Origin of the sequence: Aeromonas sp. FDAARGOS 1415 (assembly GCF_019048365.1) — a bacterium.
Lineage (GTDB): Bacteria > Pseudomonadota > Gammaproteobacteria > Enterobacterales > Aeromonadaceae > Aeromonas > Aeromonas taiwanensis.
In genome coordinates this window covers 3968230-3990059 of sequence record NZ_CP077363.1, presented here as the reverse complement: position 1 = coordinate 3990059, position 21830 = coordinate 3968230, and the positions used below count along the sequence as shown (strand labels likewise).

Below are 21830 nucleotides of genomic sequence, written 5' to 3'. Positions count from 1 at the left end.
CTGTTTTCAAGCGCCTCCCCACCTGTATGGGACCCACTATTCCAGAGCAAAGATGTATTGCGCATGAACAAGGTGTTGTCACCGCCGGCAGAGTGCTCGGCAGAGTGCCCGGATGAGGGCCGTGCAGATCACGGTCCCGGCCTTGAAAACGGCAACGGACAAGCCTCCAGAAGTGCCATCCTCTTGCCCTGGGCGGTGGGATCAGGATCCCGTTTTCTGGGCAACGCTCGCCGCGTATCCGGCAGTGAGGACCGGGGGCGCCTCTGTGGGGAGGGCGGGGGCCAATACCGATATCAGGAAAGATAAGAGCCGGCAACGCCGGCTCTTGGGGGGTATGACATCGGGTATTATTGCGGACCTTTCTGGATGGTGTCCGCGATGATGTTGGACATGTCGAAGCTGGTGCCACCCTGTACCGGCGGGTAGTCCTTCAGGGTCTTGACGTGCTGGGCAACCACTTCGCTGACGGGGGCCAGCAACCAGGACATCTTCTGCATCAGGTGACCCTGGGCATCAATCGTGTCATAGCTCTCGAACGGATCGGCCCGCAGGTTGTAAATCTTGGGCACGGTGAGCGGCACGACGTTGGCGTAGTAATCCTCCTTGGTGGAGAAGTGGAACTTCCACTGTCCCATGCGCACGGCGGTGAGCTTGTCCTCGTAGTAGTAGAGGATGGAGTTGCGGTTGGACTCTTTGGATTGGCCAGTCCAGTAGTCGAGGTTGTTGATGCCATCGATGTACTGTTTCTTCTGCTTCATCATGTCATCGGCCACGTTTTTCACGCCGGCGGCCGCAGAGAGGGTGGTGAACAGATCCTGGTGACCCTGGATGCCATTGAGCACCTCACCGGCCGGGATGTGATCGGGCCAGCGTGCCATCATGGGCACCCGTACGCCGCCTTCGTAGGTGGTCATCTTCTCGCCGCGGAAGGGGGTGGTGGCACCGTGCGGCCATGAGGAGTGCTCCGGACCGTTGTCGGTGGTGTAGATGACGATGGTGTTCTTGTCCAGACCGTTCTGCTTGAGGTAATCGAGCACGACCCCGATGTCGTGGTCATGCTGCAGCATGCCGCTGCCGTGCAAATCGTACTCGCTCGTGTACTTCTCGGCGGCATAGCGCCACTTGTCGTTGAGTCGGGTGTAGAGGTGCATACGGCTGGTGTTCAGCCAGACGAAGAAGGGTTTCCCATCCGACTTGGCCTTGTCGATGAACTTGAAGGTGGCCGGAATGACCTCCTTGCCGTCGAAATCTTTCATCCGCTCCTGGGTCAGCGGGCCCGTGTCGGTACACTTCTGCTTGCCGACTTCGCCAAAGCGCGGTTCGACCGTCTTGTCTTCGGTGCCGCTGGCGTAGCAGTGCAGCACACCACGTGTGCCGAACTTCTCGTCATACTTCTCGGCTGATCCGGCATAGGCCTTGGCAAAGTTCTGATAGTCCCGTTGTTCGGACTCTTCCTGGGTATTGAGGTGGTAGAGGTTGCCGAAGAACTCGTCGAAGCCGTGCGCCGTGGGCAGGGCGAAGTTGCGATCGCCCAGGTGGTTCTTGCCGAACTGGCCGGTGCTGTAACCCTGGGCTTTCAGTACTTCAGCGAGGGACGGGGACTCGGCCTTCAGGCCCAGCGCACCACCCGGCATGCTGACGGTGGTCATCCCCGAACGGATCGGATACTGGCCGGTGATGAAGGCTGCGCGTCCGGCCGTAGAGCTTGGCTGGGCGTAGTGATCGGTAAAGATGGCCCCTTGCTGGCCAATGCTGTCGATGTTGGGGGTACGGTATCCCATGGTGCCCATTCCGTAGGCACTGACGTTCTGCCAGCCGATGTCATCACCAAAGATGACCAGGATGTTCGGCTGGGCTGCTTCCGCCGCCAAAGGCGGCCAGCAAGGCCGTCGCGAGGATGGTTTTCTTCATCTTCTTACTCCTATGTGCTTATGCCAGACAACAGTAATGCTCAACATGTAACGGATTGCTTCCTGACCTCTTTTCGGCAGGCGGTTGGTGGGCAGCCATGGGCGATGCCGACCCATTCAGGATTGCAGGTAGCCCATTCTGGTCAGGAGATGGACGACATCGGGCCCCACGTGATCATAGAAACGATAGAGTCCGCTGCAGAGATAGTTGAGACCTGCCTCACCTTCTTGACTTTTTATCAGACGATTTTTGGGGCACTCCCCCCAACACAGCCTCAGGTAGTCACACTGGCGGCATTGGGTGGGCAGGGTATCGCGCTTGGCGAGACCAAATGTTTGCTGGGGCACTGAAAAGGCGAGGTCGCCGAGATGGGTCTGATGCAGGTTGCCGAGGCGGTATTCGGGATAGACGAAGTGATCGCAGGAGAAGACCTCCCCGTCGTGCTCCACGGCCACGGCCTTGCCACAGAATTCCGACTGGGTGCAGGTCTGGCCGGGCTGACCGGCGGCCTGGGCAATCAGGGTCTCAAACAGATTGACGTGTACCCGACCCAGATCCTGCCGTTTCCACTCCTCCCAGACACCGATGAGAAAGGCGCCATAGTCATCGGGGTCGACGGACCATTCCGTCACGATGGAGAGGGGATGACCGGGGCGCGCCTCGGCGGTGCCATAGTCCGGCATCAAGCCGGGAGCCAGCTTGGCTGGCGCGGTCTGGCGATAGAGCTTGGGTTCGACCGCAGGGGTGAACTGCACCCGCCAGGTTCCGACCTCATCGACCAGAAAACGGTACACCTCTTTCGGGTGCAGGGCATTGAGGCGGTTGACCACGCACAGGGCAGCAAAGGGAATGTTCGCCTCCCTCAGGCGGGTGGCTGCGGCCATGACCTGTTCGAACGTGGACTTGCCGCTGCGGGTCTTGCGATAGGCATCGTGCAGTGCCTGCGGGCCATCGATGGAGAGGCCGACGTGAAAGTCGTGCTGGCGCAGGAAAGTAATCCAGCGATCATCCAGGGCGATGCCGTTGGTCTGCAGATCGTTGGCGATGCGTTGCCCCGGCTTGGCATATCGGGCTTGCAGGGCGACGATCCGCTCGAAGAAGGGCAGCCCCATCAGGGTCGGCTCGCCCCCCTGCCACGAGAACACCACCTCGTTCCCGGTTTGTGCCTCGATGTACTGGCGGATGTGTTGCTCCAGCGTCGATTCGCTCATCTGGCTGTGCTGAGAGTGTTCCAGCAGCTCCGTCTTGTGCAGATAGAAGCAGTAATCGCAATCGATGTTGCAGCGGGCACCACCCGGTTTGACCATGGCGTGAAAACGGTAATGGCGCCCCGCCGGCAAGGGGGGCAGATTCAGTACAGGTATCCTCATGCACTCGTTCCGGGAAGAGTCGATTGTACCAATGTAAACCTAACGTTCTGATTTTCATAGTTATGGTCAGCACAAAAAGTGCCTCGCATGACGCTGGTTTCACGGGGGAATCGTCTCTTCAGCCCCGGAGCCTTCCTCCTCTGATGGCATGTGTCAGGCAGGGCTGCGGCACTCTCTGCCCGATGCGGGTTGCAGGTGCCAGGTTCGGGAGGCGCAAAAAAAGGTATCCGCAGGTGTTTTCCTGTGTCTGGAATCGTCACAGCGCCGCTGGGCGCGGGTGTCGGCCCGGGGGCGTCGCTGGGTACACTGCCGGAACAAGGGGCGCCGGTTCGGCACCCCGACAGAGGCAGGGAGTGAGCTATGGCGGTTGCAGGAAAGAGGGGAGGCGTGCTGGCACTCTGGTGTGGCGCACTCCTGATGTCGGGGTGCAGTGTGCTCGCGCCCGTGCCCATCAGCTATCTGAGCCAGGATCCGCCCCCCGGCAGGCTGCCCCACGGGGAGACGGCCTACGTGGATGACGGCCGGTGTCCGGCGGGTCAGGTGAAGCGGCTCATCGGCGGGGATGCGAAGCAGAACATCCCGCGTAAGGTGGAGTGCGTGCCACGCCCTCAACAAGAAGGGGAGTGGTGGACAGGGTTTTAAAAAACAAGCCCGGGCGAGGGCCCGGGCTTGCTCGCCTTTGAGGGGAGGCTAGACGGGCTAGAAGGCATCCCCCGGCACGCGCACCCAGCCCTCCATCAGGATGCGGGCGGAGCGGGACATCACCGCCTTGGTGACCGTCCATTCCCCCGCCAGCTGCCGCGCCTGGGCCCCGACCCTCAGGGTGCCTGAGGGGTGGCCGAAGCGCACCGCCTCCCGCTCGCCGCCCCCGGCGGCCAGGTTGACGAGGGTCCCCGGGATGGCCGCCGCCGTGCCGATGGCCACGGCGCAGGTGCCCATCATGGCGTGGTGCAGCTTGCCCATGGAGAGGGCCCGCACCAGCAGGTCGACCTCCCCGGCCTTCACCTCCTTGCCGCTGGCGGTGCGATAATCCTTCGCCGGCGCGACGAAGGCGATCTTGGGGGTGTGCTGGCGGGTGGCCGCCTCTTCTGCGGTCTTGATCAGTCCCATGCGCAGAGCTCCGGCGATGCGGATCGCCTCGAAGCGAGCCAGGGCCTCGGGATCCGTGTTGATCTGCTCGCGCAGCTCGGTGCCCGTATAGCCGATCTCCTCGGCATTGACGAAGACGGTGGGGATGCCGGCGCTGATCAGGGTCGCCTTCAGCATGCCGCTCTTTACAACAGACGCGGGCACCTCCAGTTCATCCACCAGATTGCCGGTGGGGAAGAGGGCACAGCCCTCTTCGCCGTCATCGGAGGGGTCGAGAAACTCCAGCACGATCTCGGCGGCGGGGAAGGTGACGCCGTCCAGCTCGAAGTCCCCGGTCTCCTGCACCTGGCCGTTGCTCACCGGCACCTGGGCGATGATGGTTTTGCCAATATTGGCCTGCCAGATCCGCACCACGCAGGTGCCGTTCTCCGGGATGCGGGCGGGATCCACCAGGCCAGCGTGGATGGCGAAGGCGCCGGCGCCGGTGGAGAGGTTGCCGCAGTTGCCGCTCCAGTCCACAAACGCCTTGTCGATGGCGACCTGGCCGTAGAGGTAGTCCACGTCGTGATCGGCCTGGCTGCTCCTGGAGAGGATCACGCACTTGGAGGTGGAGGAGGTGGCTCCCCCCATGCCGTCAATGTGGGCGCCGTAGGGGTCGGGGCTGCCGATGACGCGCAGGAAGAGCGCGTCCCTGGCCGGGCCCGGCACCTGGCAGCGTTCGGGCAGGTCCTGCAGCCGGAAGAAGACCCCCTTGCTGGTGCCGCCGCGCAGGTAGGTGGCCGGGATTCTGACTTGTGGTGTGTGGGCCATAGAGAATGTCCTGAGAAGAGTCATGGTTCTTTCTCCCTCTGGGAGACGGTGCCCGAAGGGCGGATGAGGGAATTTCCCCTCACCCCAACCCTCCCCCAAAGGGAGAGGGTGCTTTTACGTCTTCCCCTTTTTCAAAGGGGCGGAGCGGGGTTGCGAGTTAGCTTGCGGCCTTTTGCGCCGTCGACGCCAGGAAGTCCTGGGCGAAGCGTTGCAGCACACCGCCCGCCTCGTAGACCGAGACCTCCTCGGCGGTGTCGAGGCGGCAGGTCATGGGTACCTCGACCACCTCGCCGCTCTGGCGGCGAATGACGAGGGTGAGATCGGCGCGGGGCTGGCGCATCCCCACCACATCATAGATCTCGGTGCCATCCAGCCCCAGGGTCAAGCGGGTGATGCCCGGCTTGAACTCGAGCGGCAGCACTCCCATGCCGATCAGGTTGGTGCGATGAATGCGCTCGAAGCCTTCCGCTGCTATCACCTCCACCCCGGCGAGCCGCACCCCCTTGGCCGCCCAGTCACGGGACGAGCCCTGACCGTAGTCGGCGCCGGCGACGATGATGAGGGGCTGCTTGCGGGCCATGTAGGTTTCGATGGCCTCCCACATCCGCATCACCCGGCAGTCCGGCTCGACGCGGGCGAGGGACCCCTTCTTCACCGCGCCGTTCACCACCGCCATCTCGTTGACGAGCTGGGGGTTGGCGAAGGTGGCGCGCTGGGCGGTCAAATGATCGCCGCGGTGGGTGGCGTAGGAGTTGAAGTCCTCCTCCGGCAGGCCCATCTTCGCCAGGTATTCTCCCGCCGCGCTGCTCGGCAGAATGGCGTTGGAGGGGGAGAGGTGATCGGTGGTGATGTTGTCCGGCAACACCGCCAGGGGCCGCATGCCGCGCAGGGTACGCTCACCGGCCAGGGCCCCCTCCCAGTAAGGGGGACGACGGATATAGGTGCTTTGGGGGCGCCAGTCGTACAGAGGCGCCACTTTCGGTCCGTGGTCTTCCTCTAGGGTAAACATGGGGATATAGACCTGGCGGAACTGGGACGGCTTCACCGAGGCCTTGACCACGGCGTCGATCTCTTCATCCGATGGCCAGATGTCCTTGAGGCGAATGTCCTTGCCGTCCACCACCCCCAGCACATCCTTCTCGATGTCGAAGCGGATGGTGCCGGCGATGGCATAGGCCACCACCAGGGGCGGGGAGGCGAGGAACGCCTGCTTGGCATAGGGGTGGATGCGGCCGTCGAAGTTGCGGTTGCCCGACAGCACCGCCGTGGCGTAGAGATCCCGGTCGATGATCTCCTGCTGGATGGCGGGATCCAGGGCGCCGGACATGCCGTTGCAGGTGGTGCAGGCGAAGGCCACGACGCCAAAGCCGAGCCGCTCAAGCTCGCTGTCCAGCCCAGCCTCTTTCAGGTAAAGCGCCACTGTCTTGGAGCCGGGGGCCAGGGACGACTTGACCCAGGGCTTGCGCACCAGGCCGAGCCGGTTGGCGTTGCGGGCCAACAGACCGGCCGCAATCACGTTGCGCGGGTTGCTGGTGTTGGTGCAGCTGGTGATGGCGGCGATGATGACGGCGCCATCCGGCAGCAGGCCGTCCGCCTCCTGGGCGCGGGCCTTGTCCAGATCCACCGCGATGCCCCGTGTGGCGAGTTCGGCCACCGGCAGGCGGCGATGGGGATTGGAGGGGCCGGCCAGGGTACGCACCACGCTCGACAGGTCGAAGTGCAGCACGCGCTCGTACTGGGCGCCCGCTAGGGCGTCGGCCCAGAGGCCCGCCTCCCTGGCGTAGGTCTCGACCAGTTTCACCTGCTCGTCGTCACGACCGGTGAGCCGCAAGTAGTCGAGGGTCTGCTGGTCGATGAAGAACATGGCCGCGGTGGCGCCATATTCCGGCGCCATGTTGGAGATGGTCGCCCGATCGCCGAGGGTCAGGGCCGCGGCCCCTTCGCCGCGAAACTCCAGATAGGCGCCGACCACCTTCTCCTTGCGCAGGAATTCGGTGAGGGAGAGCACCAGGTCGGTGGCGGTGATGCCGGATTGCGGCTTGCCAGTCAGTTCCACGCCGACGATCTCCGGCAGCCGCATCCAGGAGGCGCGGCCCAGCATGACGTTCTCTGCTTCCAGCCCGCCCACCCCCACCGCGATGACACCGAGGGCGTCCACGTGGGGGGTGTGGCTGTCGGTGCCGACGCAGGTGTCCGGGTAGGCCAGGCCGCGGTCCGCGTGGATGACAGGAGACATCTTCTCCAGGTTGATCTGGTGCATGATCCCGTTGCCCGGCGGGATCACCTCGATGTTCTTGAACGCCTGCCTGGTCCAGTTGATGAAGTGGAAGCGATCCTCGTTGCGGCGATCTTCGATGGCGCGGTTCTTCTCGAACGCATCGGGGTCGAAGCCGCCGCACTCCACGGCCAGCGAATGATCGACGATGAGCTGCACCGGTACCACGGGGTTGACCTGGGCGGGGTCGCCCCCCTGATCGGCGATGGCGTCGCGCAGGCCCGCCAGGTCCACCAGGGCGGTCTGGCCCAGGATGTCGTGGCAGACCACCCGGGCCGGGAACCAGGGGAAGTCGCGATCGCGCTTGCCGTGCACTATCTGGCCGAGGCACTCGGTGAGAATGGCCGGGTCGCACCGGCGCACCAGGTTCTCGGCGTGCACGCGGGCGGTGTAGGAGAGCCTGTCCCAGCTGCCTGGCTGGAGGGCGTCGACCGCCTCACGGGCGTCGAAGTAGTCGAGCGCCGTGCCGGGCAGGGGCTTGCGGTATTGAGTGTTGATCATCACTTGCGCTCCTTGAGCGGCACGAAGGCCAGATCTTCCGGGCCGACGTAGTTGGCGCTCGGGCGGATGATCTTGCCGTCGATGCGCTGCTCGATGACATGGGCCGACCAGCCGGCGGTGCGGGCGATGACGAACAACGGGGTGAACATGGCGGTGGGCACCCCCATCATGTGGTAGCTGACGGCGCTGAACCAGTCGAGGTTCGGGAACATCTTCTTGGCATCCCACATCACGGCCTCGAGGCGTTCGGCGATGTCGAACATCTTGGTGCTGCCCTGCTCCTCGGCGAGCTCCTTCGCCACCTGCTTGATCACCTTGTTGCGGGGATCGGAGATGGTGTAGACCGGGTGGCCGAAGCCGATGATGACCTCTTTTCTCTCGATGCGGGCGCGGATGTCCGCCTCCGCCTCGGCCGGGTTCTCATAGCGCTTCTGGATCTCGAAGGCCACCTCGTTGGCACCGCCGTGCTTGGGCCCGCGCAGGGCGCCGATGGCGCCGGTGACGCAGGAGTACATGTCGGAGCCGGTGCCGGCGATGACACGACCGGTGAAGGTGGAGGCGTTGAACTCGTGCTCGGCGTAGAGGATGAGGGAGGTGTGCATGGCTCGCACCCAGGAGTGGCGCGGCTTCTCACCGTGCAACAGGTGCAGGAAGTGGCCGCCGATGGAGTCGTCGTCTGTCTCCACCTCGATGCGCTTGCCGTTGTGGCTGAAGTGGTACCAGTAGAGCAGCACGGAGCCCAGGCTCGCCATCAGCTTGTCGGCGATGTCCCGGGCGCCCGGGTGGTTGTGGTCATCCTTCTCCGGGGCGAGGCACCCGAGCACAGAGACGGCTGTGCGCATCACGTCCATGGGGTGGGCGGAGGGGGGCAGCTGCTCCAGGGCGGTTCTGACCCCGGTGGGCAGGCCGCGCAGGGCCTTGAGTTTGGCCTTGTAGGCGGCGAGCTCCGCCACGTTGGGCAGGTGCCCGTGCACCAGCAGGTGGGCTATCTCCTCGAACTCGCAGCTGGTGGCTACGTCCAGGATGTCGTAGCCGCGATAGTGCAGATCGTTGCCGGAGAGGCCCACGGTACACAGGGCGGTGTTGCCGGCGGGGGTGCCGGAGAGGGCGACGGATTTCTTCGGCTTGAAGCCGGCGGTGGTTTCAGAAATGGCGCTCATCACATATCTCCTTGATTCAGTCCGTTGAGGCACCGGCCGCCGGCATGGGCAGCCGATGGTCGGTTATTCCTTGGTAGACGGGTCCTTGGTGAACAGTCTGTCCAGCGTCTGTTCGTAGTGGTGGTAGCCGAGGAAGTCGTAGAGGGACTCCCGGGTCTGCATGGTGTCGACCACGGCCCGCTGGTGGCCGTCACGGCGAAGCGCCTGATAGACGTTGAGGGCGGCCTGGTTGGCGGCGCGGGCGGCGCTCAGGGGGTAGAGCACCATGTCGACGCCGTGGGCCGCGAGCAGATCCTTGTCAAACAGCTCTGTCTTGCCGAATTCGGTCATGTTCGCGAGGATCGGCACCCCGGCCGCCTGCTTGAAGCGATCGTACTGGTCCAGCTCGGTGACCGCCTCGGCGAAGATCATGTCGGCGCCGGCTTCTGCATAGGCGGCGGCGCGCTCCAGAGCCGATCCCAGCCCCTCCACGGCCAGGGCGTCGGTGCGAGCCATGATGACGAAGCTCTCGTCCTGGCGGGCATCCACCGCCGCCCTGATCCTGTCCACCATCTCTGCGGTGGAGACCACGGCCTTGTTGGGCCTGTGGCCGCAGCGCTTCTGGGCCACCTGATCTTCCATGTGCACGGCAGCCACACCGCCACGCTCGAAGGCGCGGATGGTGCGGGCGATGTTGAAGGCGCCCCCCCAGCCAGTGTCGATGTCCACCAGAAGCGGTACCCGGGTGGCGGCGGTGATGCGTTCGGCATCGATCAGCACGTCGTTCATGGAGGTCATGCCGAGATCCGGCAGGCCATAGGAGGCGTTGGCCACCCCGGCACCGGAGAGGTAGAGAGCCTTGAAGCCGCTGCGCTCGGCCATCAGCGCCATGTAGGCGTTGATGGTGCCGACGATCTGCAGGGGCTTCTCGTTGGCCAGGGCAGTGCGAAAACGCGTCCCGGCCGAGGGGGAGAGGTTGGACATGGTGACTCCTGTCATGGTGTTCATATGTTGCTGTGGATACTGGCTGTGAATACCTCCATCTCACACTACGTTTACGTTAACGTCAATTATGCTTAGGTCCAAGGCCCGTCCGCCTGTGGGCGTGAGGGCCTTCCTCTCTTATTAATCCAGGTAATTCAATAAGCTATCTATTCATGCCCCGGGCGGAGCTGGCCAGATGCCTCTGCCTGTTGTCGATGAGACAGCGGGAAAGGTGTCCCATGACGGCAAGTTCAAGGGAGAGGCGAGGGAGCCCGACCCTATGCGGTAATCCCCGGGACCGGCACCGGCAAGGTGGGCAAGAAACGGATCCGGGTGCAGGAGCTCGGCAGGGCGGGCGAGGGTTGAGCCCCCATCACAAGACCGGACGAGGCCCCTCAGCCATCCCTACTCTTTGCGGGGGCATATTGTTGTGGCCGAAACGCTTGACTACGCTAATTGAGCCATTACACAAGAGGCATGCGCTATGGGTAAACAACAGGTTCATCTTGTCAACGAAGAAGTGGATTTTTCCGTTCATGAACAGCTGGTCTCCACTACGGATCTGCAGGGGGTCATCACCTATGCCAATGATAATTTTTGCCGGGTGGCGGGATACAGCCGGGCGGAGATGATTGGCCAGCACCACAACATGGTGCGCCACCCCGACATGCCCAAGGCGGCCTTTGCCGATCTCTGGAGCAAGCTGAAACAAGGCAAACCCTGGCGTGGCATGGTGAAGAACCGTTGCAAGGATGGGCGCTACTACTGGGTGGATGCCTATGTCACCCCCATCTTCGAACAGGGGCGGATCAACGGCTACCAGTCGGTGCGCAGCCGCGCCGTTCCCGAGATGAAGGAGGTGGCCGCCCGCACCTACGCCAGACTGAAGGCGGTGGAGCGGGGGGAGCGCAAGGCCGTGCTGAGCCTGCGCCCAATGCGCCACGGGCTCGCCATCGTCGGTCTCTTGTTGATGCTTGCCGGTGGCATTTACGCGATGGGACCCTGGGCCCCCCTGTTCACCCTGCTGCCCCTGGTGTGGCTGGGGCTGCTCTACCGTCATGCCCTCTTCTCCACCCCCCGTTTCCTGCGCCAGCTCGCCGAGGAGTACGACAGCCTGACCCGGCTCATCTATTCGGGGGATGAGCCCAGCGCCATCGCCGACTTCCATATCAAGTTGTTGCAGGCCAGGATCCGTACCGTCCTTGGGCGGGTGGATGACGCGACCCTCTCCCTGCAGGAGCTGGCGGCCCATCTCAAGACTGCCTCCAGCGAGGCCAGCGCCGACATCGCCGAACAGGATATCCAGACCCAGCAGGTGGCGACGGCCATCACCGAGATGGCGGCGACGGCCCACGAGATCGCCCGCAACATCCAGGAGACGGACAACCAGATCGCCCATGCCAAGGCCCACTGCGAGCATACCGACCAGCAGCTGGAAGAGACCCAGCAGCGGGTCACCGAGCTCGCCACCCAGGCGGAGCACGCCTTCACGGCCGCTGTGGCGCTGGCCGAGGAGTCGGATCGCATCGGGGTGTTGATGAACGAGATCCAGGGGATCGCGGATCAGACCAATCTGCTGGCGCTCAACGCCGCCATCGAGGCGGCGCGGGCGGGTGAGCAGGGGCGCGGTTTCGCGGTGGTGGCGGACGAGGTGCGTACCCTCTCCACTCGTACCCACAAGGCGACCGAGCAGATCCAGGGCAGCATAGGGCAGATCCAGCGCACCCTGAACAGCTGGAAAGGGATGATGCAGCAGAACCTGCAGCAGACCCAGTCCTGCGTGGCCCTGACCCGGCAGGGATCGGAGAGCCTGCACGAGGTGCTGACGGAGATAGAGCGGGTGGTGGATCTCTCGACCCAGATTTCAGCGGCAGCCGAGCAGCAGCAGGCGGTGGTGGAAGACATCAGTCGCAACGTCAACGCCATCTCCCAGCACTCCCATACCAACAGCAGCAAGATGCAGGACATGGACGCCTCGAGCGACATCCTGCTCACCAAGGCGTGCCAGCTCAAATCCCTGGGGCAGACCTTCGGCTAGATTTCGTCATTTCCGTCATGGAAGAAGGCCACCCCAGGGGTGGCCTTCTTCCATTGGATCGCGGCAGTGGTGGGAGTTGCTCTGCCTGCTCTGCCTGCTCTGCCTGCTCTGCCTGCTCTGCCTGCCCCGTCAGCCGGATTGCTCCGCGAGGGTGATGAAGCTGCCGCTCTTGTCACAGTACATGGCCTTGTCTGCCTGGATGAGCCACTGCTCCGGGCTCCAGTCATGCTGGTAGTGGCTGATCCCTATGCTGATCCCGACCTGCATGGGCTGGTCGTTCACCACGAAGGGGGCCTGCATGGCCTGGCGGATCACCTCGGCTATCTCCTCTGCCTGGTGGGTGGTGTACGCGGGCAGCAGCAGAATGAACTCATCCCCCGCCAGACGGGCGAAGTAGCACTGGTGGCCGATGGCATCATGGATCCGTCTGGCCAGCTGGCAGAGGATGGCATCCCCCTGGCTGTGGCCGAAGTTGTCATTGATGCGCTTGAAGTCGTTGAGATCGCAAAACAGCAGGCAGCCCGGGTTGGCGCTCTGTACCTGCTCCTTCAGCTGCTCCATCAGGCTCAGCCGGTTGGGCAAGCCGGTCAGGGGATCGAGGCGGGCCAGCTGCAGTATCTCTTGCTCGCGCTGCTGGCGCAGGGCCACCTCCCGGTTCAGGCGCTTGTTGCAGAGCAGCAGATAGAGGGAAAGCAGCAGGATGAGGGCGCCCACTCCCAGGCTCAGCAGGAACCAGGGGCGCCAGAATATCCACTGATCCGACGGAACCTGATAGAGGAAGCGGCGCAGGGCCACCGGTTTGGCCACGAGCCCTATCTCGACGAGCTGCTGCATGATATGGGCGAAGCGATCCGGATTCATATACCCGATCTCCACATAGAGCGGCTGGATCATCTCCTTGCTCATCTGCAACTCGTATTCCATGTGGGCTTGGCTGCGGTTGACGCCATATTCCGTGCGCAACAGGGTGATGGCTTCCTCGGGGTGGGCGAGGGCGTAGCGCCATCCCTTCAGGCTCGCCGCTCGAAAACGCGCCACCCGATCCGGGTTGAGCTGCTCCTGTGCCTGGGTGGTGAAGAGGATGTCGCTGTAGAAGTCGACGCCGTAATTGCGGGGGTTGATGACGGAGACCGAGATACCGCGCTCCTCCAGATAGAAGGGCTCGTTGCTCAGGTAGGCGTTGAAGATGTCAATCTTGCCCGTGATGAGATCGTCGATGTTGACCGAGGTCGGCACCGGGATGAGCTGGCGTTCGTGAAGCCCCTGATAGTAGAGGGTGGCCATCAATTCGGCATCCTGATGGCCGGGAAACATCATGATCCGTTTGCCACGCATGTCGGCAACGGTGAGAATGCCGCTGTCGCGGCGGGCCAGGAAGATGGACGGAGAGTGCTGGTAGACGCTGGCGAGCGCCAGCAGAGGCTCTCCCCGGGCATAGCCGGTCAGCACCTCGGTATTGCCGACCCCGAAGTCGGCGCGCCCGGCCAGGACCTCCTGGACGGGGCTGATCCCCTTGCCGCCGGGACGGATCTCGACATCCAGTCCGGCATCGGCATAGAACCCCTTGGCCTTGGCCATGTGATAGCCCACAAACTGGGGCTGGTGCAGCCAGCGCAGTTGCAGGACCACCCGGTCCGGCTGTTCCTGGGGGCGTTCACTGGCCAGGAGGGGCGACGCATAGCTGGCGCCAAGCAACAAAAGCCAAAACAGGCATCTTCTCATTCGTGCGATTCTTGTGCTGAGGGTCCATGGGGATGGCCAGCAGGCCCGCATTCAATTTTTTAACATATTACATTCTAAAGGGTTATACATGTACCGGATACAGCTGCAGCACAAAGATTTCTTGGTGATCAACAAGAGCCCGGGTCTTGGCATGCACGACGACGCCGGCGAGCCGGGTCTGGTCAATCTGGTGCGAGCCGACACCGGGCTGGAACTCTACCCCGTTCACCGCCTCGACAAGATGACGTCCGGGCTGGTGCTGCTGGCCCGCACCCCGGAAGCAAACCGCGCCCTCAGCATGGCGTTTGCGGCGAGGGAGGTGAGCAAGCAGTATCTGGCGCTCTCGGATCGCAAGCCGAAGAAGAAGCAAGGCTGGGTGAAGGGAGACATGGAGAAGGGGCGCGGCGGCAGCTGGATGCTGACCCGCACCCAGGAGAATCCCGCCATCAGCTGGTTCGATTCGGTGTCGGTGCAGGAGGGGTTGCGCCTCTATCGCATCAAGCCCCAGACCGGCAAGACCCATCAGATCCGGGTGGCCTTGAAGAGCATAGGGGCCCCCATTCTCGGGGATGAGCGCTATGGCGGGACCACGGCCGATCGCGGCTACCTGCACGCCTGGCGCCTCGCCTTTACCCTGGCAGGGGAGGCGTTCGACGTCGTCTGCCCGCCCGATGAGGGAGAGCGCTTCTTGCTGCCCGAGTTGCACACCGCCATCTCGGGCCTGGCCGAGTGAGCGATCAAAAGCGGATCCCCGGATCGGGCTGGATCCTGGCGGATTTTGACGACACCCTGGCTCCCGGTGACAGCCACGCCGGCTTGCTGCGCCATATCCTGCGCCGCCGTCTCTGGCCGCTGCTGCTGTGGCCGGTGATCGCGCTGGGCGGGTTTGTCTATCTGCTGCCTCGCCTGCGCCGGCAGGGGCTCACGCTTATCTGGTGGGCCATCACTCTGGGGCTCTCTCCCCTGGCGTGGCGTGCTCTGGTGCGGGAGTACAGCCTCACCCGGCCCGGCCTGTATCCGGAGGCGCGCGCGCTCCTGATGGGGGAGGGGGCGCGTTGCTGGATCATCTCCGCGAGTCCCCGTGCCCTGGTGCGCGCCCAGCTCCATCGGCGTTTGCCAAGGCTTCCTCACCGCATCATCGGCTCACGGATGTGCTATTGCGCCGGCGGCCTGGTCCCCCGGGTTTACTGCCATGGGCCGCGCAAGCTGCTGCCGGAAATCCGGCTGCTCGACGTCGCCCTTGCCTTGAGTGACAGCCTGCACGATCTGCCGCTGCTGGCGCTCGGGCGAGCGGCCTGGCTCGTCAATCCCACTCACCGTCGCCTGCAACAGGCCCGGGCCCGTCTGCCTCACCTCAGGGTGAAAACCTGGCGCCTGTAAGGCAAAGCTGACAGCCTGGCGACCCCGCCGGGGGCACTCCGCAAGGTCGCGGCCTCAATGTCACATTTCATTTACATCTTGTGGCGGCGACCTCCGCCCAACTATCTGATGCCAGCCTCTTCTCTTTCGTCGTGCCGATACCTCTAATGAAACAAGTTATTAACAACGCCGGTGGTGGCTGTCTGTAGCGTCCTTCCGGTGTGACCCGTTTCGTCATCAGCCCATCGCAAGGAGCGCATCATGACCACCCCCTCTTCCCGTACTCACACCATCAACCCCCTCGGGACCGATGGCTTCGAATTCGTCGAGTACACGGCCCCGGATCTCAAGGGCATTGCGGCCCTCAAGGCATTGTTCGTCTCCCTGGGGTTTGCCGAGGTGGCCAAGCACAGGCACAAGCAGTGCTGGCTCTATCGCCAGGGTGACATCAACTTCGTGGTCAATGCCGAGCCCCACTCCCAGGCGGAGGAGTTCGCCAGGGCCCACGGCCCGAGCGTGTGCGGCATGGCGTTTCGGGTGGCCGATGCGGGCCTTGCCCAGCAGTATGCCATCGCCCAGGGAGCCAAGCCCTTTGTCGGCAAGATAGGGCCCATGGAGCTCAACATCCCCGCCATCTACGGCATCGGCGAGAGCACGCTCTCCTTTGTTGACAGGTACGGCGAGCGGGGATCCATCTATGACGTGGATTTCGTCTTCTACCCGGACTGGCAGGCGCGCATGGCCGAGGTGGACGCGGGACTCTATGAGATCGATCACCTGACCCACAACGTGCACCGCGGCAACATGAACCTCTGGTCGAATTTCTACGAGCGGATCGGCAACTTCCGCGAGATCCGCTACTTCGACATCGAGGGCAAGCTGACGGGCCTGCATTCCCGCGCCATGACGGCACCCTGCGGCAAAATTCGCATTCCCATCAACGAGTCGGCGGACGACAAGTCCCAGATCGAGGAGTACCTGCGCCAGTACAAGGGGGAGGGGATCCAGCACATCGCGCTGGCCTCCAATGACATCTACCAGACCATCCGCACCCTGCGCGAGCGCGGCACCGGCTTCATGCCGACCCCGGATACTTATTACGAGGGGGTAAACCGCCGGGTCGAGGGGCATCAGGAGGATCTGGCTGCGCTGAAAGCGCTGCGCATCCTCATCGACGGCTCGCCGACGAAGGACGGCATCCTGCTGCAGATCTTCACCGACACCGTCATCGGCCCCGTCTTCTTCGAGATCATCCAGCGCAAGGGGAACGAGGGGTTCGGGGAGGGCAACTTCCAGGCACTGTTCGAATCCATCGAACTGGACCAGATCCGCCGCGGCGTGCTGGATGGCGCAACGCAAGGCGAGAAAAACGGAGCACAGCGCGATGCGTAACTGGATAAGCTTCCCACATCGGGAGGGGACCCACTCCCGCCAGGCCCACGCCGATCTGCCCGAGCAGGCCATCTACGAGCGCGAGCTGGGGCGCTCGGGCTTCTTCGGCCCGGCCACCCACATGCACCACAAGCACGCCCCCACCGACTGGACCCAGTGGGAGGGGCCGCTGCGACCGCGGGCCTTCGACCTCAACAACTTGCAAGAGGAGGTCCGCTCCCTCTCCCCCTGGGTGATGCCGGACATCCTCAGCAACCCCCACTGCCGTTACCGGATCTGGCGCCTGCATGAGTCCATGCCGTTCCTGGTGCGCAACGCCGACGGCGACGAGCTGCTGTTCATCCACGAGGGGGGCGGCGAGTTCTATTGCGACTACGGCCACCTGACCCTGAGAGATGGGGACTACGTGGTGATCCCCCGCGGCACCATGTGGCGCATCGAACCCACGGCGCCGCTCTTCATCCTGATGATAGAGGCGACGGACGACAGCTATCAGCTGCCGGACAAGGGGCTGGTGGGCAAGCACGCCATCTTCGATCCGACGGCGCTGGACGTGCCCGCCATCGACGAGCGCTTCCTGGCCCAGCAGGACGAGAACCCCTGGTCGCTGCAGATCAAGCGCCACAACCAGGTCTCGGTCGTCACCTGGCCGTTCAACCCCCTGGATGCCCAGGGGTGGCACGGGGATCTCTGCGTGGTGCGCCTCAACTGGCGCGACATCCGCCCGCTGATGAGCCACCGCTACCACCTGCCGCCCTCGGCCCACTCCACCTTCGTGGCGAGCCGGTTCGTCATCTGCACCTTCGTGCCGCGGCCCATCGAGAGCGATCCCGGTGCGCTGCGGGTGCCCTTCTACCACAGCAACGACGACTTCGACGAGGTGCTCTTCTACCACGCGGGGGACTTCTTCAGCCGGGACAACATCGAGCGGGGCATGGTCACCTTCCACCCCGCCGGCTTCACCCACGGCCCCCATCCCAAGGCGTTTGCGGCGGGCCTGGCCCATGCCAAGACGTTCACCGACGAGGTGGCGGTGATGCTCGATACCCGGGACGCCCTCACCGTCGGCGAGATCTGCGAGAAGGCCGAAAACAGTCAATATGTCACCAGCTGGCAGAGCCCAGGCACCAGCGGCAAATAAGGAATTTCCCATGAAATTGGCAACCCTGAACAATGGCAAACGGGACGGCGTCCTGGCGGTGGTCAGCCGCGATCTGACCCGGGCGGTGCACGTCAGCGAGCTGGCGCCCACCCTGCAGGCGGCCCTCGACGAGTGGGCAGAGCTCTCGCCGCAACTGGCGCTCGTCTATCAGCGGCTCAACGACGGCGACTGTCCCGATGCCTTCCCCTTCGATCAGAACGCCTGCCTCTCCCCCTTGCCACGGGCCTACCAGTGGGCGGACGGCAGCGCCTACGTCAACCACGTGGAGCTGGTGCGCAAGGCGCGTGGCGCCGAGATGCCGGAGAGCTTCTGGCACGATCCCCTGATGTACCAGGGGGGCTCGGACAGCTTCCTGTCGCCGCGGGGTCCCATCGTGATGGGCTCCGAGGAGTGGGGCATCGATTTCGAGTCTGAGGTGGCCGTCATCACCGACGACGTGCCCATGGGCACCAGCCCGCAGGCGGCCGCCAGCCACATCAAGCTCCTGATGCTGGTCAACGACGTGAGCCTGCGCAATCTCATTCCCGGCGAGCTCGCCAAGGGATTTGGCTTCTTCCAGTCCAAGCCCTCCAGCGCCTTCTCGCCGGTGGCCATCACCCCGGACGAGCTGGGGGAGGCGTGGCACGATGGCAAGGTACATCTGCCGCTGCTGACCCATCTCAACGGCGCCCTGTTCGGTGCCCCCGACGCCGGGGTGGACATGACCTTCAACTTCCCCGAACTGGTCGCCCACGCCGCCCTGACCCGACCCCTCGGGGCGGGCTGCATCATCGGCTCGGGCACCGTCTCCAACTACGACAGAAGTGCCGGCTCCTCCTGCCTCGCCGAGCGGCGGATGCTGGAAATTATCGAGTCTGGTCAAGCCACTACACCCTTCCTGCGCTTTGGTGATACAGTGTCCATCGCGATGCAGGATCGCAACGGACTGAGTCTGTTTGGCACCATTTTGCAGCGGGTCATGCCGGCGGACGCCAGCCAGACGAAGTAAGAAAGCCGGCAAGGGCAGAGGCCGGCCAGCGAGCGGCGGGTGCCCTTGCACCTGCCAACACAGGGACAGACTATGTTGCAGTTGTTTGGATATTGGCGTTCATCGGCAAGTTATCGGGTGCGGATCGTGATGCAGCTCAAGGGGCTCGACTACGAGCAGCATCCGATCAATCTGCGGCAGGGAGAGCAGCGGGAGAAAGCCTACCGCCGGATCAATCCCCAGGGGCTGGTGCCCTTTCTGGTGGACGGCGAGGTGCAGGTCGGCCAGTCGGTGGCCATCATGGAGTACCTCGACGAGACTTACCCCGCCCACCCCCTGATGCCGTCCGCCCCCCTGGAGCGGGCCCGGGTGCGCCAGATCGTCAACATGATCGCCTGTGACATTCACCCCCTCAACAACCTGCGGGTGCTGAACTACCTGGGGGAGCACTTCAGGGCGGGCAAAGAGCAGGAAGCGGCCTGGTATCGCCACTGGATTGACGAGACCTTCAGCGCCCTGGAGCAGCTGTTGATGACCACCGCCGGCATCTATTGCGTCGGCAACGAGGTGACCCTGGCGGACTGCATGCTGGTGCCCCAGGTCTACAACGCCCGCCGCTTCGACATGACCCTGGACGACTACCCCACCATCAATCGCATCGTCGCCAACTGCGAGCAGCTGCAGGCCTTTATCAAGGCCGCCCCGGCCAATCAGCCGGATGCGCAGGTCTGATACCAGGGCATCCGTTTCGATAGGCGCACAGTGCCGTGCTCGACAGTTCGAGCGATAGCCGCGACGCCGTGACGAATGGCTGACATGAAAAAGCCCCTCTCAGGAGGGGCTTTCTGCTATCCGGGGCTGTGCCTTGGCTCAGTAACCCTGCTGGTGGACGTCCATCACGGCGCGACCGGACGGGTCGGCCATCTCCTTGAACTTGGCATCCCACTCCAGCGCGGTCGGGGTGGAGCAGGCGACCGACTTGCCGTAGGGCACGGTGCGGGCGGCGGACTCCAGCGGGAAGTGCTCGTCGAAGATGGCGCGGTAGTAGTACGCCTCCTTGGTGAGCGGGGTGTTGATGGGGAAGCGGAACGCCGCCGCCTCGAACATCTGATCCGTCACTTCCTGCTCGACCATGGCTTTCAGGCTGTCGATCCACGAATAGCCCACGCCATCGGAGAACTGCTCCTTCTGGCGCCACGCCACCTCGTGGGGCAGCAGATCCTCGAAGGCTTCGCGCAGGATGTGCTTCTCGATCTTGCCCTTGCCGCACATCTTGTCGGTGGGGTTGAGGCGCATCGCCACGTCCATGAACTCCTTGTCGAGGAAGGGCACGCGACCCTCCACGCCCCAGGCGGCCATGGACTTGTTGGCCCGCAGGCAGTCGTAGAGGTGCAGGGCGGACAGCTTGCGCACCGTCTCCTCGTGGAACTCGCGAGCGTTCGGCGCCTTGTGGAAGTAGAGGTAGCCGCCAAACAGCTCGTCGGAGCCTTCGCCGGAGAGCACCATCTTGATGCCCATCGCCTTGATGTAGCGCGCCATCAGGTACATGGGTGTGGAGGCGCGGATGGTGGTGACGTCATAGGTCTCGAGGTGATAGATGACGTCCCGCAGGGCATCCAGCCCCTCCTGCACCGTGAAGTGGATCTGGTGGTGGATGGTGCCGAGGTGGTCGGCCACCTTGCGGGCGGCGGCGAGATCCGGGGAGCCTTCCAGACCCACGGCGAAGGAGTGCAGCTGGGGCCACCAGGCTTCGCTCTTGCCGTCGTCTTCCACCCGGCGGGCGGCGTAGAGCTTGGTGATGGCGGAGATGACGGACGAATCCAGACCGCCGGAGAGCAGCACGCCGTAGGGCACGTCACACATCAGCTGGCGCTTGACCGCCGCTTCCAGAGCGGCCTTGAGCTCGGCTCTGTCGCTCTGGTTGTGCTCGACCGCACCGTATTCCATCCAGTCGCGCTTGTACCACTGTTTGAGCTCGCCATCCTTGCTCCACAGGTAGTGTCCCGGCGGGAAGGTTTCGACGCTCTTGCACACTGGCACCAGGGCCTTCATCTCGGAGGCGACATAGAAGTTGCCGTGCTCGTCGCGGCCGGTATAGAGGGGGATGATCCCCATGTGGTCGCGGCCGATGAGGTAGGCGTCCTGCTCGGCATCGTAGAGGATGAAGGCGAAGATGCCGTTGAGATCGTCCAGGAAGGCGGGGCCCTTCTCCTTGTAGAGGGCCAGCAGCACCTCGCAGTCGGAGTGGGTCTGGAAGCGGAAGTCGACCTTGAGGTTCTTCTCCAGCTCCTTGTGGTTGTAGATCTCGCCGTTGACGGCCAGCACGTGGGTGCGCTCGGGGTTGTACAGGGGTTGGGCGCCGTTGCCCGGGTCGACGATGGCCAGGCGCTCGTGCACCAGGATGGCCTTGTCGGAGCTGTAGACGCCGGACCAGTCAGGCCCGCGGTGACGCAGTCGCTTGGACATCTCCAGGGCCGATTTGCGCAAGGTGGCGGAGTCGGTCTTGATGTCCAGAATGCCGAAAATAGAACACATTGGCGGTAATCCTCTTGATTTTTATATGAGCCCCCCACGTTTGGGCTCGAAATTCCATTTACATTCCTCGCCAATCACAATGCCTAGCGGAAAACCCTTTTGCAAGCGGGAAAACCGCAGAAAATCATGCCGTAAGCGTCAAGCTGCGCCAGGGGATGGCGACCGTCCGGCCGCCGGGGAGGGGAGTGAGGTTGACGTGCGCGTCAGGTCGCGGCGGGTTCGAAGATGACGTAGAGCTTGCGGCAGGGGACCAGGGTCTCCCACTCGCCGACAAAACCGGCGGGAATGACGAACTGATCCCCGGGTTTCAGGTGCAGCTGGCCGCCCTGACCGTCGTGGATGCAGGCCTCGCCCTCCAGCATCTGGCAGTATTCGTGCTCGGTGTAGTGCACAGCCCAGCGTCCCGCCTCGCAGGACCAGAAGCCCACGTGAAACTGCTGGCTGGGGTCGGAGTAATGATTCCAGGCGATCTGAGACGGGTTGCCCGCCCTGATGCGATCCCTTGCCGGCATCAGCGGGGTGGGGGAGACGGCGTGCTTGTCCAGCAGGATCCAGTCGTTCAGGCTCTTCATGGTG

Annotated in this window: 17 protein-coding genes; 8 read left to right on the top strand and 9 right to left on the bottom strand. The window is 63.8% G+C overall.

From position 1 onward, the window contains the following. Positions 1-347: 347 nt before the first annotated feature. Positions 348-1871 (bottom strand): arylsulfatase, encoded by a 1524-nt coding sequence (locus tag I6L45_RS18535; protein WP_254204347.1) that lies wholly within the window; start codon positions 1869-1871, stop codon positions 348-350. A 156-nt stretch (positions 1872-2027) separates the two neighbouring features. After that, a complete protein-coding gene (locus I6L45_RS18530) occupies positions 2028-3281 on the bottom strand; it encodes an anaerobic sulfatase maturase (protein WP_216982895.1) in 1254 nt (417 codons plus the stop codon). A 360-nt stretch (positions 3282-3641) separates the two neighbouring features. Here I6L45_RS18530 and I6L45_RS18525 point away from each other — a divergent pair, with 360 nt between their 5' ends. Then, on the top strand, positions 3642-3923 hold the full coding sequence (locus I6L45_RS18525; protein WP_216982894.1) for a DUF6719 family protein: 282 nt from the start codon (positions 3642-3644) through the stop codon (positions 3921-3923). A gap of 57 nt (positions 3924-3980) precedes the next feature. Here the strand turns inward: I6L45_RS18525 and prpF are convergent, their stop codons facing one another. The 4 genes from prpF to prpB form a co-directional block, all read right to left on the bottom strand. Next, on the bottom strand, positions 3981-5180 hold the full coding sequence (prpF, locus tag I6L45_RS18520; RefSeq protein WP_216982893.1) for a 2-methylaconitate cis-trans isomerase PrpF: 1200 nt from the start codon (positions 5178-5180) through the stop codon (positions 3981-3983). Between the two features lie 157 nt (positions 5181-5337). Continuing rightward, the gene (gene acnD, locus I6L45_RS18515) at positions 5338-7956 is read right to left on the bottom strand and encodes a Fe/S-dependent 2-methylisocitrate dehydratase AcnD (protein ID WP_216982892.1); all 2619 of its coding nucleotides are present in this window, start codon (positions 7954-7956) and stop codon (positions 5338-5340) included. After that, on the bottom strand, positions 7956-9107 hold the full coding sequence (gene prpC, locus I6L45_RS18510; RefSeq protein WP_200872255.1) for a 2-methylcitrate synthase: 1152 nt from the start codon (positions 9105-9107) through the stop codon (positions 7956-7958). Before prpC ends, acnD begins: the two co-directional genes overlap by 1 nt. Before the next feature lie 72 nt (positions 9108-9179). Next, positions 9180-10079 (bottom strand): methylisocitrate lyase, encoded by a 900-nt coding sequence (prpB, locus tag I6L45_RS18505; protein ID WP_216982891.1) that lies wholly within the window; start codon positions 10077-10079, stop codon positions 9180-9182. 484 nt (positions 10080-10563) lie between these two features. On the opposite strand from prpB, the gene I6L45_RS18500 reads away from it, so the two are divergent. After that, a complete protein-coding gene (locus tag I6L45_RS18500) occupies positions 10564-12117 on the top strand; it encodes a PAS domain-containing methyl-accepting chemotaxis protein (RefSeq protein ID WP_043759767.1) in 1554 nt (517 codons plus the stop codon). A 129-nt stretch (positions 12118-12246) separates the two neighbouring features. On the opposite strand, the gene I6L45_RS18495 is transcribed toward I6L45_RS18500, so the two are convergent. After that, a complete protein-coding gene (locus I6L45_RS18495) occupies positions 12247-13839 on the bottom strand; it encodes a GGDEF domain-containing protein (RefSeq protein ID WP_216982890.1) in 1593 nt (530 codons plus the stop codon). A gap of 88 nt (positions 13840-13927) precedes the next feature. Between I6L45_RS18495 and I6L45_RS18490 the strand changes: the two genes are divergently transcribed. The 6 genes from I6L45_RS18490 to maiA all read left to right on the top strand — a co-directional run bounded on the left by I6L45_RS18490 (position 13928) and on the right by maiA (position 19451). Next, the gene (locus I6L45_RS18490; protein WP_216982889.1) at positions 13928-14572 is read left to right on the top strand and encodes a TIGR01621 family pseudouridine synthase; all 645 of its coding nucleotides are present in this window, start codon (positions 13928-13930) and stop codon (positions 14570-14572) included. Continuing rightward, the gene (locus I6L45_RS18485; RefSeq protein ID WP_216982888.1) at positions 14569-15219 is read left to right on the top strand and encodes an HAD family hydrolase; all 651 of its coding nucleotides are present in this window, start codon (positions 14569-14571) and stop codon (positions 15217-15219) included. Before I6L45_RS18490 ends, I6L45_RS18485 begins: the two co-directional genes overlap by 4 nt. Positions 15220-15459: 240 nt before the next feature. After that, the gene (hppD, locus tag I6L45_RS18480; protein ID WP_216982887.1) at positions 15460-16590 is read left to right on the top strand and encodes a 4-hydroxyphenylpyruvate dioxygenase; all 1131 of its coding nucleotides are present in this window, start codon (positions 15460-15462) and stop codon (positions 16588-16590) included. Then, the gene (locus I6L45_RS18475; RefSeq protein ID WP_216982886.1) at positions 16583-17731 is read left to right on the top strand and encodes a homogentisate 1,2-dioxygenase; all 1149 of its coding nucleotides are present in this window, start codon (positions 16583-16585) and stop codon (positions 17729-17731) included. The genes hppD and I6L45_RS18475 overlap by 8 nt, the downstream gene beginning before the upstream one ends. A 10-nt stretch (positions 17732-17741) precedes the next feature. Continuing rightward, positions 17742-18740 (top strand): fumarylacetoacetate hydrolase family protein, encoded by a 999-nt coding sequence (locus tag I6L45_RS18470; RefSeq protein ID WP_043759780.1) that lies wholly within the window; start codon positions 17742-17744, stop codon positions 18738-18740. 72 nt (positions 18741-18812) lie between these two features. Next, on the top strand, positions 18813-19451 hold the full coding sequence (maiA, locus tag I6L45_RS18465; protein WP_167576661.1) for a maleylacetoacetate isomerase: 639 nt from the start codon (positions 18813-18815) through the stop codon (positions 19449-19451). Positions 19452-19589: 138 nt separating this feature from the next. On the opposite strand, the gene asnB is transcribed toward maiA, so the two are convergent. Together asnB and I6L45_RS18455 are read right to left on the bottom strand one after the other, a co-directional pair. Beyond that, entirely contained in the window at positions 19590-21254 is a 1665-nt protein-coding gene (gene asnB, locus I6L45_RS18460) for an asparagine synthase B (protein ID WP_216982885.1), read from the bottom strand. A 203-nt stretch (positions 21255-21457) separates the two neighbouring features. Continuing rightward, positions 21458-21826 (bottom strand): cupin domain-containing protein, encoded by a 369-nt coding sequence (locus I6L45_RS18455; protein WP_134695634.1) that lies wholly within the window; start codon positions 21824-21826, stop codon positions 21458-21460. Positions 21827-21830: the final 4 nt, after the last annotated feature.